At 71.6% G+C, this 13,977-nt stretch carries 16 protein-coding genes; 3 read left to right on the top strand and 13 right to left on the bottom strand.

Features of this window, described 5'->3' with window-relative positions; translation table 11 throughout:
- Positions 1-2: 2 nt before the first annotated feature.
- From ACIPJI_RS03015 to ACIPJI_RS02995, 5 genes are read right to left on the bottom strand one after another with little or no spacing between them, the layout of a single operon-like run.
- Complete coding sequence (locus ACIPJI_RS03015) at positions 3-170, bottom strand: hypothetical protein (protein ID WP_362454921.1); 168 nt, start codon at positions 168-170, stop codon at positions 3-5.
- A complete protein-coding gene (locus ACIPJI_RS03010) occupies positions 170-3,571 on the bottom strand; it encodes a phage minor head protein (protein ID WP_402244127.1) in 3,402 nt (1,133 codons plus the stop codon). The genes ACIPJI_RS03015 and ACIPJI_RS03010 overlap by 1 nt, the downstream gene beginning before the upstream one ends.
- Complete coding sequence (locus tag ACIPJI_RS03005; protein ID WP_402244125.1) at positions 3,564-3,800, bottom strand: hypothetical protein; 237 nt, start codon at positions 3,798-3,800, stop codon at positions 3,564-3,566. The genes ACIPJI_RS03010 and ACIPJI_RS03005 overlap by 8 nt, the downstream gene beginning before the upstream one ends.
- Complete coding sequence (locus tag ACIPJI_RS03000; protein WP_402244124.1) at positions 3,797-5,530, bottom strand: hypothetical protein; 1,734 nt, start codon at positions 5,528-5,530, stop codon at positions 3,797-3,799. Before ACIPJI_RS03000 ends, ACIPJI_RS03005 begins: the two co-directional genes overlap by 4 nt.
- The gene (locus tag ACIPJI_RS02995; protein ID WP_402244122.1) at positions 5,530-5,868 is read right to left on the bottom strand and encodes a DUF1360 domain-containing protein; all 339 of its coding nucleotides are present in this window, start codon (positions 5,866-5,868) and stop codon (positions 5,530-5,532) included. The genes ACIPJI_RS03000 and ACIPJI_RS02995 overlap by 1 nt, the downstream gene beginning before the upstream one ends.
- Before the next feature lie 275 nt (positions 5,869-6,143).
- Between ACIPJI_RS02995 and ACIPJI_RS02990 the strand changes: the two genes are divergently transcribed.
- The 3 genes from ACIPJI_RS02990 (at position 6,144) to ACIPJI_RS02980 (ending at position 7,975) form a co-directional block, all read left to right on the top strand.
- Positions 6,144-6,302: a hypothetical protein gene (locus tag ACIPJI_RS02990; RefSeq protein ID WP_402244120.1), complete on the top strand. Its 159-nt coding sequence runs from the start codon at positions 6,144-6,146 to the stop codon at positions 6,300-6,302.
- Between the two features lie 65 nt (positions 6,303-6,367).
- Positions 6,368-6,613, top strand: a complete 246-nt coding sequence (locus ACIPJI_RS02985; protein ID WP_402244118.1) for a hypothetical protein — start codon at positions 6,368-6,370, stop codon at positions 6,611-6,613.
- A 114-nt stretch (positions 6,614-6,727) separates the two neighbouring features.
- Positions 6,728-7,975: a PIN domain-containing protein gene (locus ACIPJI_RS02980; RefSeq protein ID WP_402244117.1), complete on the top strand. Its 1,248-nt coding sequence runs from the start codon at positions 6,728-6,730 to the stop codon at positions 7,973-7,975.
- Between the two features lie 5 nt (positions 7,976-7,980).
- Here ACIPJI_RS02980 and ACIPJI_RS02975 read toward each other — a convergent pair whose 3' ends face one another.
- From ACIPJI_RS02975 to ACIPJI_RS02940, 8 genes are read right to left on the bottom strand one after another with little or no spacing between them, the layout of a single operon-like run.
- Complete coding sequence (locus ACIPJI_RS02975) at positions 7,981-9,624, bottom strand: hypothetical protein (RefSeq protein ID WP_402244116.1); 1,644 nt, start codon at positions 9,622-9,624, stop codon at positions 7,981-7,983.
- Positions 9,611-10,045, bottom strand: coding sequence for a hypothetical protein (locus tag ACIPJI_RS02970; protein WP_362454930.1), 435 nt, complete (start codon positions 10,043-10,045; stop codon positions 9,611-9,613). The genes ACIPJI_RS02975 and ACIPJI_RS02970 overlap by 14 nt, the downstream gene beginning before the upstream one ends.
- Before the next feature lie 48 nt (positions 10,046-10,093).
- A complete protein-coding gene (gene folE / locus ACIPJI_RS02965; RefSeq protein ID WP_402244114.1) occupies positions 10,094-10,702 on the bottom strand; it encodes a GTP cyclohydrolase I in 609 nt (202 codons plus the stop codon).
- Between the two features lie 2 nt (positions 10,703-10,704).
- Entirely contained in the window at positions 10,705-11,430 is a 726-nt protein-coding gene (locus ACIPJI_RS02960; RefSeq protein ID WP_402244112.1) for a 7-carboxy-7-deazaguanine synthase QueE, read from the bottom strand.
- Positions 11,427-11,855 carry a 6-carboxytetrahydropterin synthase gene (locus ACIPJI_RS02955; protein WP_362454933.1) on the bottom strand — a complete coding sequence of 143 codons (429 nt, stop codon included), beginning with the start codon at positions 11,853-11,855 and terminating at the stop codon, positions 11,427-11,429. The genes ACIPJI_RS02960 and ACIPJI_RS02955 overlap by 4 nt, the downstream gene beginning before the upstream one ends.
- Positions 11,855-12,298: a hypothetical protein gene (locus ACIPJI_RS02950; protein WP_402244111.1), complete on the bottom strand. Its 444-nt coding sequence runs from the start codon at positions 12,296-12,298 to the stop codon at positions 11,855-11,857. The genes ACIPJI_RS02955 and ACIPJI_RS02950 overlap by 1 nt, the downstream gene beginning before the upstream one ends.
- Positions 12,295-13,230 (bottom strand): hypothetical protein, encoded by a 936-nt coding sequence (locus tag ACIPJI_RS02945; RefSeq protein ID WP_402244109.1) that lies wholly within the window; start codon positions 13,228-13,230, stop codon positions 12,295-12,297. The genes ACIPJI_RS02950 and ACIPJI_RS02945 overlap by 4 nt, the downstream gene beginning before the upstream one ends.
- Positions 13,227-13,943 carry a hypothetical protein gene (locus ACIPJI_RS02940; protein ID WP_402244107.1) on the bottom strand — a complete coding sequence of 239 codons (717 nt, stop codon included), beginning with the start codon at positions 13,941-13,943 and terminating at the stop codon, positions 13,227-13,229. Before ACIPJI_RS02940 ends, ACIPJI_RS02945 begins: the two co-directional genes overlap by 4 nt.
- Positions 13,944-13,977 lie beyond the last annotated feature (34 nt).

The raw sequence follows: 13,977 nt of genomic DNA, 5'->3' as shown, positions 1-13,977 counted from the left end.
CCCTACTTCACGGTCGTGGGGTCGGTCTTGGCCTTTGCCCGGACCTCGCTGTTCGGGTAGCGCTTCGCGACGGTGTCGGCCGTGGGCTTGGACGCGCTGGTGAACACGACCTTCCCGCTCTCGGCCACGACCTCGTACTGCTGTTTGTTCTTCTGGCACGAGCAGGGCATCAGCTCTGTCCCTTCGGGTTGGTGCCGGCGACGCCGGCGGCGATCTCTTCACGGGCCGGGGCGACGGCGGCCGTCAGCCGTTCCAGCTCGGCCCGTGCCTCCTCGGCGCGCTCGGCCTCACGGTCCGCGAGGGCGCCGGCGAACTGGTCCAGGAACACCGGGCTGGTGAGCAGCGCGGCCACGGCGTCCACCACTTCCGCGCCCTGTCCGGACACGGTGTCCGGGCGGTGTCCGTGCTGGTCAGGGATGGCGGACACGGGCCGGGCGGACAGGGGCGCGGACAGGGTGTCCGGGTGTCCGGGGACAGTGTCCGCAGGGGTGTCCGCGACGGCGGCGGCCGACGCGGCGAGGGCCAGGTTCGAGCGCTCCGCGACGGAGGCCAGGAGCGGCGAGGAGTGGCCGGGTACGGGGACGGACAGGACCGCGCGGAGCTGCCACTTCCCCCCGGAGCCCTGGCGCATGTGGTAGCTGGGCTGGCACCCGGCGAACACCGTGCGGTCCCACTCGGCAAGCCACGGGGCCGCCGCGCCGGAGAACCAGAGCCCGCGCTCGTTCATGCCGACGGTGACGATGCCGGCGACCGTACGGGTGTCGTCCCACTGGCAGGAAGCGGTCTCGCACTCCGCACCGTCCCTGTGGTGGCCGACGTTCATGGTGAACGCCCCCGCGCGCACGAGGCTGCCGTCGTCCAGCTTGAAGCGGGCGCGCAGGAAGTGGGTCGTGTCGATCTCCCCCAGGCTCTCGATCGTCAGGTTCTGGCCGGGCATCCCGGCGTGCGGCTCCCCGGCCTGGGCCACCCATCCGAAGATGCGGCCGGCCGCGTAGTGCACGCCGCCGCTGCCCGGGGGCAGCTCCTCGTCGGTCGGCTCCCGGAACCAGTCGGCGGGCATGGGCGGAAGGTCCTGCATCGCGGTCCAGGCGGACGCGACGAGCTCGGTGAGCCCTGGGTCCTCTCCGTCTGCTGCGAGGGCGGCAGCCGTGGCCTCGGGGCCTTCCGGGATGGTGGAGGAGCCGACGTACAGGCCCGGGGCCAGGCGTACGAGGCGGCCGGCCTCCACGGCGCGGGACAGGTGGCCGCGCGCGGACTCCATGCTGATCCCGAGAGCGGTGGCGACCTCCCGGGCGCCGACCGGCACGGGAGAGGCGGCCACGTAGGCCACGACGCGCTGGTGTGCCTCGCTGGGGGCGGCGGCGGTCACGGCGGCTGCGGCCTGGTCCTCCTCGTCCTCCAGGGGGTCCAGGACGATGCGGGCGCGGTCGTAGGCGGGCATGGCGACGAGGGTTGCCCCGCGTACCCGGCCCTTCGTGATGCGCAGTAGGAAGTCCCCGGTGCGCTCGCTGTGGACGACGACGCCGGTGTCCGGGTCGTCCGGGTCGCCAGCCGCGGCCGTAAGGACGCCGGTGGTGGTGAATGCGGCGCGCAGCGCGTCGGCGGAGACGGTGCCGCCGGGGCCGGTGATGAGCTGGACGGCGTGCTGGGCGCGGGACAGGGCTGCCCCGGAGGCGGTCCACTCCGGGGCGGTGGCGGCCGTGATCATCCACGCGTCGTCCGGCAGGCGCATGACGCTCATGGACGGCAGGGAGGCGGCCAGCACGAGGAACCCGTCCTCGTCCTCGCTCATGGTGCGGTCCACGAACTCCACGTCGACGTCGTCCAGGTCGACGCTCACGCCCAGGGGCGCGCCTTCCTCCAGGAGCATGGTGGCGTCGGCTCCGGCCGGGCGGCTGGTGTAGAGCACGCCTTTGCCGGTGATGCGGGAGCCGTCCCGGCCGAAGGATTCGATCGAGCCGGCGAGTTCTGCGCCCTCGTGGCCCATCAGCATCTCGTCCGCGTACTGGAGCGGGGCCGGGCCCTTCTCCCAGTACAGGGAGCCAGCGGCGAAGATCCGGCCGTCGCCGGTCTCCTCGCCCTCGAAGGCGAGGGCGGTGTCATCGGGGGTGGACCAGGAGCGCGTCGGCATCCCGGCGGCCGTGGTCTCGGCGGGTTCCATGGGGGCCTCCGTGGGGCCGATGGGGATATCGGTGTGGTCGTCGGCGAACGCCACGCGCAGCCGGTCGAAGGTGATGGGGCCGAGCCGCTCCTCCAGGGCGGCCAGGAGCGCCGCGTCGTCGCTGTAGGCGGCGCACACGTGGGGCTGCCAAGGTGAGTGCTGGGCGGGGATGTCCGGGCCGTGCCGGTCCTCCAGGGCGTACGTGGCAGCCCAGCGGGCGGACTCCAGGGTGGGGGTGCCGTCCGGGCGGTCGCGGTCGTCGCCCACGGCCCACACCCAGGACGGGGTGTCGGTGCCGGCGTTCCAGTGGTTGGCGCCGAACGCGCGGCCGTGGACCCGGCCGTCCGCGAGGCCGTGCTCCTGGGCCTGGGCGCGCAGATTGGCGATCAGCTCGTTCCGCTGGTCCTCGTTCCAGTCGGCGCCCTCTCCGAGGAAGAACAGGGTCAGATGCAGCTCCTCCGGTGGCTCCCCGACATCGAGGGCAAGCCGCGCAGCGTCCTCCTCGGTGGGCATGAGCGCGATCATGGCGCCGGTTCGGTGGCTGCCGTCGGCGGCAGCCGTCACAGGGTGCACGGTGCTCTCCTCGGAATCGAAGGCTCGGCCCCGCTCGGGGTCTGACGGTTCGTAGGCCGCGGCCCGGTCTGCTCTTGCGAGTGCCAGGGCACAGCGGCAGTTGATGACCAGCTCCGGCGGGGCGGTCGGGTCGCCGGGGGCGGCCATGGAGACGCCGGCGACCGTGAACGGCTCATCAAGGAGCCGGAGCTGGCCGTTGATGCGCTCGTGGGCGTCGCGTACGTCCGGGTCGCGGCGGGTCAGCCACTGCTTGACCAGGGGCCGGTCCGGGCCGATGAGGGCCTGGGCCGCGGCGAGGGTGGCCATGTTCCAGGCGCGCGCGGACTCCGTGCGGGCGATGCGCTCCTCGCGGACCTCCCCGAGTTGCGCCCCCTCCCGGGCGAACGCTGCCCGCAGCCGCGCGCGGAGCTGCTCCACGTCCTCGCCCGCGTTGACCCCGGCGGCCAGCTCCTCGACCGCCACGGCGGCGAGGCGGTCCCCGACCGCGCGCAGCAGGTGCTCGGTGCTCTCCACGTAGTCCCCGAGCTGTGGCGGGAGGGTGTCCTCGTCGTAGCGGGCCGGGAGGTCGTCCCAGCCATCCGGCAGCGGGGTGTCGACGTCCTCGGCGGCCTGCTCGGCGGCGGACTGGGCGACGCCGAGGAGCCGGCGCACCAGGCGCGGCACGCGGGTGGTCCACATGGCGGCAATGCGGGAGACGGAGAACCGGGCGGCCACCAGCTCCGTCGCGGCGTCCAGGGCGTCGGCGTACTCGGCGGCCACCTCGGCGAGGACGGCGGCGACAGCTTCGGCGACGTCCTCCTCGGCGGCGTCCAGGGCGCGCTGCAGGGCCTCATCCACGGTTGGGCCTCCGGTCGTTCGGGGTGGTGGGGTCGTCATCGCAGATGTCGCAGTACGTCCAGGGGCCGAGGGCGGTCACGCCGTAGGTGGTGAGTGCCAGCAGCTCCCCCGTGAGGCGGGTGTATGCCTTGCACGTCGTGCACCACTCCTCCGTGGGGGTGGTGGACGTGATGGTGAGCGGCAGCACGGCATCAGGTGGCGCCGAGGGGGGTTTGTGGGGGCCGCTCATGCCGCTGTCGTCCTTGCCGTGCACCTGCCGATGGCGGCCGGCACGACGTCGAAGGTGTGGACCACCCCGGCCGCGATCAGCTCCCGGCAGTAGTTGTCCAGGCTCGCGGTGAGGCAGTCCGGGTCCAGGCCATAGCGGGCGGCGATCTCCGGGACGCGGGCCCACGCGCCGTCCAGCAGTCGCCATTGGTCGACCTGTGCGGTGTCGATGGTGAGCAGCGTGTGGAGTTGGGCCGGGTCGATCTCGCGGGCCCGTGCGCGCTCGCTGCGGGGGCAGGCGGGGGTACGTTCCAGCTTCCGGCCGGCTGCGGACAGGGCGGCCCAGATCAGGCCGTCGGCGGCGGCGAGGGCGCCGTCGGTGGGGCGTGGGGTGGCCGCGGCCGGGAGGGTGTCCGGCTCGCCGGGGGCCTCGTCTACGGGCAGCGGGGTGGGCACGGTGCGGTCCTCCTGCTCCTGATCCTGGTCCTGGTCGCGGTCGGTGCGCTCGCGTTCCTCGGCGGTGGGGGCGTCGGCCTCCTCGAACCCGGTCTCCCGGCGGAGGGCGCGGCTGGAGATGGCGCCGAGTTCGAACAGGCGCAGCGCGGTCTCGCTGCGGTTGGTGCGCACGCGCAGGGGCGAGGAGTCCGCGAAGACGGACCACTCCTCGGCGTCCTGGACGTTCTCGCTCTCCAGCAGGGGGCGCAGCCAGTGTTCGGTGTAGGCGTGGGAGACGACGGACAGCCGGGGCTCGACGCCCAGGCGAATCGCTTCTGCGGTGAGCTCCCAGGCGCCCCAGTGGTTGACGTCGCCCAGGCCGAGCAGGAACTCCGCCGGGATGTCGGCGGCCGTGGCGAAGCGGCGGATGTTCTCCTCGCGGAGCTTGATCGCCAACTCGTCAAAGTCGGATTCGAAGGTGAGGCGCTGGATCAGGCCCACCATCTCGGCCGGCACCTCCAGGATGATCGGCACCGTGGCGGCCGCGCTGGACGGGTCACGGATCGCGGTCTCCGCGACCTCCATGAACACGTCGATCAGGTCGTCCTCCTCGCTGCCCTGGACGGGGGTGGAGGGGAAGCGGGTGCCCTTCGGCACGACCAGGACGCCGCGACCGATGAGCCGGGACAGGGTGACGGCGCGGACGGCGGCGCCGAGGAGGCGCAGCTCCTCCAGTTCGTTGAGGCTGGCCAGGACCGGGGAGTCGGCCTCCAGGTGCCGTTCGGGGCTCGGGTCCCACACCCTGATGGCCACGGGGTCCAGGGAGTTGGCCGCATCGTCAGTGCCGTTGTCGGCCGCGGCCGGGATGGGCACCGGGCTGCCGTCGATCTGGGCCTCCATGCCCTTGCCCTTGCTGCTCATCTCCAGGACGGAGACGACGTGCCAGGTGGGCGGGGCGCCCTCACGCGGGCGGATGACGGTCCAGCCCTCCCCCGCGACCGCGAGGTGCCGGCCGTACTCCCGAAGGAGGTGGGACTGTCCGTCCCGGCCGCCGGCGATCTCGGAGACGATGCGTGTGGCCGGGTGGTTGTCCGGCGCCCTGACGATGCTGTCGCCCGGCCCCAGGCGGCCCGCGTAGAGGCGGGCCCCGCTCATCGCGTTGCCGATCCAGTTGGCGAAGGAGCGCACCTCCGGGGTGCGGTAGAAGGACCACGCCTGTTCCTGGCGGGCCCGTGCCGGGTTCTGGGCGGAGGTCTTCGCGGTGCGCTGGGTGTACCGGGCGGCGGCGGCCTTGAGCGTTTTGTGCGGCTGCGTCATCAGCCCACCCGGCCGAGGGTGTCGTCCACGCGGTTGAGGAACACGGCGGCGCCGGCGACCGCGAACCATTCCAGACCGTGGATGAGGAGCGGCGCGTCATCGAACTGGCTGGTGAGCAGCAGGTAGGTGGCCAGGATCGCGCCGGAGAGCCACCAGCCCATGCAGTAGACGCAGGAGATGAGGGCGATCACGAACTCCCGGGCGGCGGAGTCCGGCCGGCGCTCATGCCAGGCGTGCATCCGGTCGCGGACGGGGTCGAGGATCGTGTCGTGAACGGCGAGCTGGGTGGCCCGGTACCCGGCGAAGCCGAGTAGGGCGAGTGCGGTCAGGTCGATCATGGTTCGCCCCCAGGCGGAATGCGGTCCTCCGGTTATCGGCGGAGCATCATAGGCCACACCTCGGATCCGGGGTCTGGCGACAAATGCCGTGGTCAGTACGGGAGTTCTGATCACGGCGGGTCAATAGGGTGCCGGTCTGGGGCGCCGGTGGTGATGCCGATGCAGTGTCCGGACGGCGCGGGACTACGCACCCGCGACCGCCGGCGCCCCCGGTGCGCTGCCCCTGACGGGCGCAAAGCCCTGCCTGGCCGGGGCCGGCGCTCTACCGTGGATGCATGGCTGATCACCCGGAGCCCTGCGACAAGGAGCCGTTGCGGCTGGTGGAGCTGGACACGGAGGAGGGCCGGGAGGGCATCGCCTACGGTCCCGGCCCCCACTTCCCCGTGGTGGGCGTCCTGTTCGTGCCGGCGGAACTGCTGGGCGAGGAGTCCTAGCCACCCCTGTGATGACCTTCGGCCAACCCCCGCGCGCTGCTGCTCACCGGCCATAGCCTGGCCACATGAGCGACCTGACTGACGACGACGTGCGCACGATCCTCCGGGAGCACCGGGACGGCGGCACGATCTCGCGGCTGTACGCGACGGGCGAGATCACGGAGGACGCCGTGCCGGTGCTCGGGATGCTGTCCACCCAACTCGAAGAGGACGGCCGCGGCGAGGACGCCGACCGCGTCGGTGACGTCCTGGACTACGTGGTGGCAGCCGGCGAGCGTCCGCCGGTGACCGGGTGGGTCGGCAAGGTGTAGCCCGGCAGAACCGCGGGCCAGGACCGGGAAGCGTCGAATCCCCCACCCCGATGATCAGAAGTTGAGAGGGTGTGCCCGTACGACTCGGAGCCGAGGAAGACGGAGCCACACCCCTTGATCATCCTGGACGCGAACATCCTCAAGTCGACCTCGCTGCGCGGTCCCGCCGCCGACGTACTCCGCGCCATCCGAGCTGTGGGTGTCGAGCGCGTGGCAGCCCCATGGATCGCCGTCGAGGAGCTCGCTGCCCAGCAGGCCCTGGCCTACCGCGACAAGCACGACTCGGCCATGGCAGCTGTGGACCAGCTGCGGAAGGCCACGCCCTGGGCGCACATCGCCCACCCTAAGAGGTGGTCGGCCGAGCACGTACGCAAGCACTGGCGAGAGCGGTACTCCTCTATCACGGACGTCATCGAGACGTCCCCCGAGGCTTACCAGCAGGCCATGTTTCGGGAGACAAACCTGATCGCGCCGTGCAAGACCGTCAACAGCGGCAAGAACAAGACCGGTGCTCGGGACGCCGCGATCTGGCTGACGGCAGTCGAGTACGCGCGGGCCCACCCTGACGAGGTGGTGTACTTCGTCAGCAACAACACGGAGGACTTCGGTGACGGCACGTCCTTCCCCGAGCCGATGGACAGGGACATCCACGGCATGGAGCATCGGTTCTTCCTGTTCACGTCGCTCGACGGTGTCCTGACCAAGTTCGCCACGGAGTTGGACGCCCGCGTCGCGGACGTTCAGGCACTGCTCGACACTGAGGACGTCCGCACGACGGTCTTGCAGGCCGCCAAAACCGCCGCCACGCGCTACCACCTGGTCCGCGGCTCACGCCTCACAACAGAATCGGGTTTGCCCAGGCTGGTCCCGTACGGGTCGCCGTCCTGGAAGCCCACGGCGGTGGCGCTGGACAGGGTGCTCAGGGTGAGCGGTCGAGAGGTCGGCGGCCACCACTGGTTCACGGCGTCGGTGCGGTGGCTGCTCGCGGAGAGCCACCTGGCATACGTTGACGAGCCCGTCGCGTACGCCTGGGAGACCCGGATCCTGTTGAGCCCGACGGCAGACAAGGCCCTGACGGTCCTGGACTCCAAGCCCCCCGCCCCCATCGCGCCCGAGGACATCCTCAAGGTGCCGGAAGCCGCCTTGAGCCCGGAGGACGCCCTGCTGGCCGCGAAAGCCTTCGACCGGATGGCCGCCAGTCCGCATTTCGAGACCTTTCTGCGGGGCCTCACCCAGCTCACCCAGCTCACCCCCGATCTCACGAGGATGGAGGCGGCCCTCCTCAAGTTCGCTCGTGAGGGTCAGAGGATGGCGGAGGCCCTGCCCAACCTGACGATGGAGGAGCCCCAGGGCGAGGAGTAGGGGCGCTATCGGCGCCGTACCCCGCTGGCCGTACTACCGCCGAAGCTGCGCCCGTACCGGGAGGCCGCGGCCGTCGGCCGGCCGGCGCGCTGCGCCGGGGACTGGATCGTGGAGTAGGCGAGGTTCTCCGCCCAGAAGGACATGACCACGGAGTCGCCCCGGTCCGGGGAGCGGCCGAGGCGGGCGACGACGTCCTCCTTTCGCTCTACCTGGATCTTCGGCGGCACGCCCGTGGTGACATCCCACGTGGGGGTGGTGAGGTCGGACAGCAGCAGGTCGTCCGGCGGCAGCATCAGCTCCGCGCCGAACGCGGGGTCGAGGAGTTCCCGCATCCGCCAGTAGGCGGCGGACCGTACGTTGGTGAACCCCCACTCCCCGTCTCTGGTGCGCTGCTTGGTCTTCGCGGCGCCTGTGTAGGCCAGGACGGGCACGCCGAGTTCGCGGAGGCGGTCCACCACGCCGCCACCGACGCCGATGGAGTCGACCACGGGCACCAGACCGGTCCCCTCGTCGTCACCCTCGCCCACGGCGGCCTGGACGCGGGCGGTGGTCTGCATGGTGTCCTGCCGGTCGTACGCGACCATCTCCGCGACGAGGAGGCCGCGGCGGTGGACGAAGACGGTGGAGTCCGCGCCGGACCGGGCGACGTCCACGCCGAGGATGCGCCGGCCCTCCACCTCCGGGCGGCCGGCCGCGTCCCATGCCTGCCAGCGCTCGACGGCCGCCTCCAGCCAGGCGAGCGGGATGACGCTGTCCTCGTCCGCTGCCCGGAACTCCCCCAGGACGCGGTTCGCGTACAGGGCAGAGTCCTCGCCCCACTGCCGGGCGCGCTGCCTCGCCCAGTCCTCGCTGATACGGCCGGCTGCGACGGCCTCCGCGAGGGTGACGTGCCGGGTGTACCAGTCCTCGAGTCCGGGGGCGCGCCGGTGGATGTCGTAGAACCGGCCCGTGGTCGGGCCTGGGGTGGAGATGGCCAGGGCGAACGCCTCGGGAAAGCCGTCCATGCGACCACCGGAGAACGCGCCCTCGATGGCATCCCAGGTCGCATCCGGGACGATCTTGGCCTCATCGATCAGGTACAGCAGGCTGTCGGCGTGCGCGCCCTCGATCAGCTCGGCCTTGTTGGAGGCCACCGGGGACGCGGCGCCGTGCTCCATCTTGAGGTTCTGGGTCAGCAGCTCGGTCAGGTCGTTGAACGGCGGCCGGCCCAGGACGTCCCACCGGATGCGGCGGGCCCACTTGTGGATCTCCGGCCAGAGGTAGACGGACAGGTGACGCCACGCGCTCGCGGTGGTGAGGACCTTCCAGTCCACCCCGGCCGCGTCCCTCGTGGTCGCGAACCAGAGCACGACCATGGAGGCCATGCCGGTCTTGCCCAGACCGTGCGGTCCGCGTGCCGCGACGCGCCGGTACTCGGCCAGGGCCTCCATGATGTCGCCCTGGTAGGCGGTGATGCCTTCCCCGCCTTGCCAGTCGATGACCTCCCGCGCCCAGGCCGCCGGACGGTACATGTACCGCTCCTGTGCCTGGACGCGGCGCTCCAGGGCGGCGAGGTGGGGGCGCAGCTCCGCCGAGGCCCCCCGTGCGAGCCGGATACGGTCCGCGCGGGAGAGCCGCCGGTACGCGGCCTCGGCGTCACGCGTCAGCATCGCCGTCCTCACCCGCCGGGGCGTTGCGGATGATCTCCATCAGGTCCTCGGCGGTGACCTGCCCGGTGACGTCCAGGTCGAGTTTGTCCGGCTCCGCGAGGCCGTACAGCTTGACCACCCGGTCCGTCAGCTTGGCGGCCGTCTCCACGGCCCTGAGGTCGCCTTTCAGTGCCTTGGGCCACACGGCGGCCAACAGCCGGTGATACCGACGTGCCTGGACCTCCCGCAGCGTCCCGGCCTCCGTCTTGAGGTCCGCGAGGTTGGCCCGAAGTGCCCGGTCCACGTCCGTGTGCGCTGCGCCCCGGGACGCGTACCCGAGGCGTTCGGCGATCGTCTCGTAGTCCAGGCCGGCGAGCACCATCTGGATGGCGTTCTTCCGGCGCTCCGCTACCTGGGCGCGTTTGGCCTTGCTGGCGCTCACCGGGTGACCTCCGTTCGCATGTCGCTATTGGTTCGCACGTCCGCCCGGTCAGCGGGCCATGAGGCGGTGGAGCTCGTCGCGCGCGGTGGGGTCGTCGCGGAAGACGCCGGTGTAAGAGGCGGTGACCATGACGGAGCCGGGCTTGCGGGCGCCTCGGGTGGCCAGGCAGCCGTGTTCGGAGCGGATGATGCACGCGGCTCCGGCCGGGGACAGGTGGGTGTCCAGGGCGGTGGTGACCTGCTGGGTGAGCTGTTCCTGTGTCTGGAGGCGTCGGGCGTAGACGTCCAGGACGCGCGGGAGCTTGGACAGGCCGGCCACGGGGTCGCCGGGGCGGGGCTGGTAGGCGATGTCCGCGTGCCCGGTGAACACCAGCATGTGGTGCTCACAGAGGCTGGTGAACGGCACGCCGGTGACGACGATGGGCCCGCCGTCGTGGGCCACGGGGAAGGTGCGGGCGAGGTGGACGGCCGGGTCTTCGTCGTAGCCGGCGGTCATCTCCTCCAGGGCGCGCAGGATGCGGGCCGGGGTGTCCACGAGGGCGGGGCTGTCCGGGTCGAGGCCGCGGCCGGCGAGCCACGCGCGGACGCCGTCCACGTAGGCGGCGTGGGCGACGGCGGGGTTACCCGCGTACAGCTCGGCGGTAGTCGTGGCGGTCATGATCAGCGTCCCTTCTCGTCGCCCCACGCGTGCACGTGGAGGCGGGTGGTGATGTTGAAGCCCGCCGCGATGGCGGGGTCGGCGATCTCGGCGAGCCGGGCGCACAGGGCCGGGCTGTCGGTGCCTTCGGGCATGACCCACACCCGGGACGGGTCCAGGGCATGGGTGTCCGCGAACTGCCGGACTTCCTGGACGTCGGCCGCGGCCTGGCACACGAACTTGAACGCGGCCTTCCCGGTGTCATGGAGCGCGCGCAGGGCCTGCGGGCGGATGCGCTTGTCCTCCGGGTCGCCGGCGTGGGCGAGCTTGGGCGAGACGTTGAAGCGGGTGACCCATTGGGCGGTGAGCGCGTCGGGCTCCTGGGTGCCGTTGGTCTCGACCTCGGTCTCCACTCCGGCGGCCCGGAGCGTGCCGAGCAGGGAGCGCCATCCGTCCTGTTGCTGGTGGAGCAGGGGTTCCCCGCCGGTGATGACGACGAGGTCCGGGAGGCCGTCCAGGGCCCGGGTGGTGATGTCCTCGACAGTGCGGCGGGTGAGGGTGGCCCGGAGGTCGAAGCGGCGGGCGTCCCAGGTCTCCGGGGTGTCGCACCAGTCGCACGTGAGGTTGCAGCCGCCGAGGCGGATGAACGCGCAGCGCCGGCCGCAGCTCGGTCCCTCGCCCTGGACGGTGGGTCCGAATACCTCCCGTACGACGAGGGTGTGGTTCAGGGCGATCGTCACGGTGCTCACGGGGCCGTCCAGGTGGCGGCGTTGACGTGGGTCTCGGAGATGCGGACGGTCGTGACCCGGGCGCCGGGGGCGCGCACCAGGTCCTGGAGGGCGTCCTGCGCGACGTGGGCGATGAGGCCGGCGACGTTCTCGACGGTGGGCCAGCCGGGCACCTGGTGGATCTTCATGCCGTACTGCTGGAGCACGGGCAGCATCGGGTCGTCCGGGCCGAGCATGAGGCCGTGGTCCAGGTGCTGGTCGATCCAGCGGCGGAGCTGCTGCTTGAACGGGCCGAACTCCACGACCAGGCCGCCGGCGAGGGACGGGGCCTCGGCGGTGACCTCGGCCCACCAGGAGTGGCCGTGGAGGCTCTGGCACTTCCCCGGCAGGTGCGGCAGGCGGTGGCCGGTCTCGAAGTTGTGGCGGACGCTCACGGAGTGCGGCATTACTGGGCTCCCTGCTCGTGCGGGCGGGCGACGGTGTAGCGGGTGGTGGAGTTGTCATGGCCGATGTCGTCGTGGACGCCGATGACGTCCAGGTGGACGGCGCGCAGCCGGTACTGGCCGCCCCAGGGCTCCCACTCCGGGGCCACGTAGCCGTCCAGGTGGGCCCACAGGCGGTCCGCGATGTCCTCGTTGGTGGCGTCCTTGAACACCCGGCGGGTCAACTCGTGGATCCGGCGCTCCAGCGCGGCGTTCGTCTCGGCGAAGGAGGGGTAGCCGTGGCGGCCGATCGTGTCGTAGACGACGGTGACGGACCCGGTGTGGGAGTGGGCACGCAGGCCCATGGCCTTGTTGACGTTGGTGAAGTAGATCGCGAAGGGGCCGACGTCCACGGTGCGGATGAGGGCCGGCCCGTCGACAGGCGGCGGGGTGGTGGTGTCGGTCATGAGGTGGTGGCCTCCTGTCGGGCGGCCTGGATGCCGGCCGCGGCTCGGTAGAGATTCGTGGTGGTGGCCTCGGCGAGGTACAGGTGGAGGCCGGGGGGTGCCTGCCGGGGGCCGCCCCGGGTGACGGGGTTGTGGGGTCCGGGCGGGATGGTGATGGGGCCGTGGCGGGCGCGGATGTACTCCTCCGCGCGGCGCCACGCGACGGCCGCGAGCACGGTGGCGTCGGTGCGGTTGTAGGTGGCCCGGGTGGCGAGGCTCATCGGGCTGATGTGGTGGGCGCGGACCAGCTCCCGGTGTTTGAGCAGGGCGTCCCGGTCGCGCATCATCAGGTTGGTCCAGGAGCCGTTCGCTGGGTCGAACAGCTTGATCACGCCGAAGCGGAAGCCGGAGCCCCAGGTGGAGGAGTCCACGCTGTAGAACGGGAACTCCCGCAGCGCTCGCCACACGGTCATGCCGAAGCCGTGGAAGACCGCCCGGCCGTCAGCGATCTTGAAGGCTTTCGCGATCCACGGCAGGACCTCGTTGACGGGGTTACCCAGGAGCTTGCCGAGGGCGATGTAGGTGTAGCCCTCGTCCAGGTAGCGCTCCAGCCACTCCCATGGGTCGCCGGTGTGGAAGACGGGGATGGGCTCCAGGCCGTGGACGAGCTCCAGTTCCTTCTGGTTGCGCCACGTGGCCTCCGGGCCGCCGATGACGTCCAGGTTGGCGTACAGGGTGAGCTGGGTGTCCCACTTCTGGCACCAGGCGGCGTAGTCCTCCAGGGTCAGGTGGATACCCATGGTGCGCGCGGAGTGGGCGCCGGAGTCCCCGAAGATCATGTTGACCGGGGTGGCCAGCTTGTTGGTGAAGTCCCGCATGTCCTTCGTGCGCCAGAACGCGAAGGAGGTCAGGGCCTTGAAGTCCTGCTCCAGACCGCCGAGGTGGACGCTCACGCCCCGGCCTCCGCTGCTGTGGCGGCCGCGGCCCGGGTGCTCTCGATCTCGTCCAGCAGGCCGTCGAGCTTGGCCTCGTCGTCCTTGCCAGGGTGGGCGTCAAGCGCGAGGCGCCACCGGTCGAAGGTCTCCGCGTCCACGGTCATGCTGATCTTGGGGCGGAAGATGTCTTCGTTGGGCTCGCCGTGGTGGTCGGAGAGTTCGGCGAGCTCGTCCGGGGGTGCGGTGAGCAGGGCGGTGATGTCCTCGACGTCGCGCGGGGTGTAGCCGGTGCCGTCCAGGTCGTCCAGACCGGCGAGGAGTTCGGACAGGGCCTCGTAGTCGTAGCCGCCCAGGTCCGCGGCCCGGTTGTCCACGATGTTGATGCGGCGGGCGGTGTCCTCGTCGCACTGGACGATCTCGCAGCGGGCGCCGGGCTGCCATGTCGGGTCGTTCCGGCAGATGCCGCACGGCCTGGTGCTGCTGCTGGTCTTGACGGTCTTGCCGCAGTCGCCGGCGCCGTGCGCGCCGAGGGCCTGCATGGTGTGGTTGCCGGCGAGGACGATCAGCGGGCCGTCGGGGATCTCCCGCACGACCAGGGAGCGGTACTGCCCGTTCCTGCGGAGGCTCTCCAGGATGGTGTCGACGTTGCCCCGTTTGGCGTTCCCGGGGAACGGGGTCAGCTCGTCCAGGGCGACGTCGGCGGTGCGGACGTAGGTGGCCTGTGCGGTCATGCGGGGCTCTTTCCTGCTGGTAGTGGGCGGACTC

The sequence above is a fragment of the Streptomyces sp. NPDC086835 genome, assembly GCF_044745705.1.
Taxonomy (GTDB): domain Bacteria; phylum Actinomycetota; class Actinomycetes; order Streptomycetales; family Streptomycetaceae; genus Streptomyces.
The sequence above is the reverse complement of the archived record's forward strand: the minus strand, read 5'-3'. Positions and strand labels throughout refer to the sequence as shown.

What these genes read in the sequence shown, in the direction of transcription:
- ACIPJI_RS03015 (WP_362454921.1), bottom strand. Translation starts at nt 170, where the DNA reads ATGCCCTGCTCGTGCCAGAAGAACAAACAGCAGTACGAGGTCGTGGCC.
- ACIPJI_RS03005 (WP_402244125.1), bottom strand. Translation starts at nt 3,800, where the DNA reads ATGAGCGGCCCCCACAAACCCCCCTCGGCGCCACCTGATGCCGTGCTG.
- ACIPJI_RS03000 (WP_402244124.1), bottom strand. Translation starts at nt 5,530, where the DNA reads ATGACGCAGCCGCACAAAACGCTCAAGGCCGCCGCCGCCCGGTACACC.
- ACIPJI_RS02995 (WP_402244122.1), bottom strand. Translation starts at nt 5,868, where the DNA reads ATGATCGACCTGACCGCACTCGCCCTACTCGGCTTCGCCGGGTACCGG.
- ACIPJI_RS02990 (WP_402244120.1), top strand. Translation starts at nt 6,144, where the DNA reads ATGGCTGATCACCCGGAGCCCTGCGACAAGGAGCCGTTGCGGCTGGTG.
- ACIPJI_RS02985 (WP_402244118.1), top strand. Translation starts at nt 6,368, where the DNA reads ATGAGCGACCTGACTGACGACGACGTGCGCACGATCCTCCGGGAGCAC.
- ACIPJI_RS02975 (WP_402244116.1), bottom strand. Translation starts at nt 9,624, where the DNA reads ATGCTGACGCGTGACGCCGAGGCCGCGTACCGGCGGCTCTCCCGCGCG.
- folE (WP_402244114.1), bottom strand. Translation starts at nt 10,702, where the DNA reads ATGACCGCCACGACTACCGCCGAGCTGTACGCGGGTAACCCCGCCGTC.
- ACIPJI_RS02955 (WP_362454933.1), bottom strand. Translation starts at nt 11,855, where the DNA reads ATGCCGCACTCCGTGAGCGTCCGCCACAACTTCGAGACCGGCCACCGC.
- ACIPJI_RS02950 (WP_402244111.1), bottom strand. Translation starts at nt 12,298, where the DNA reads ATGACCGACACCACCACCCCGCCGCCTGTCGACGGGCCGGCCCTCATC.
- ACIPJI_RS02940 (WP_402244107.1), bottom strand. Translation starts at nt 13,943, where the DNA reads ATGACCGCACAGGCCACCTACGTCCGCACCGCCGACGTCGCCCTGGAC.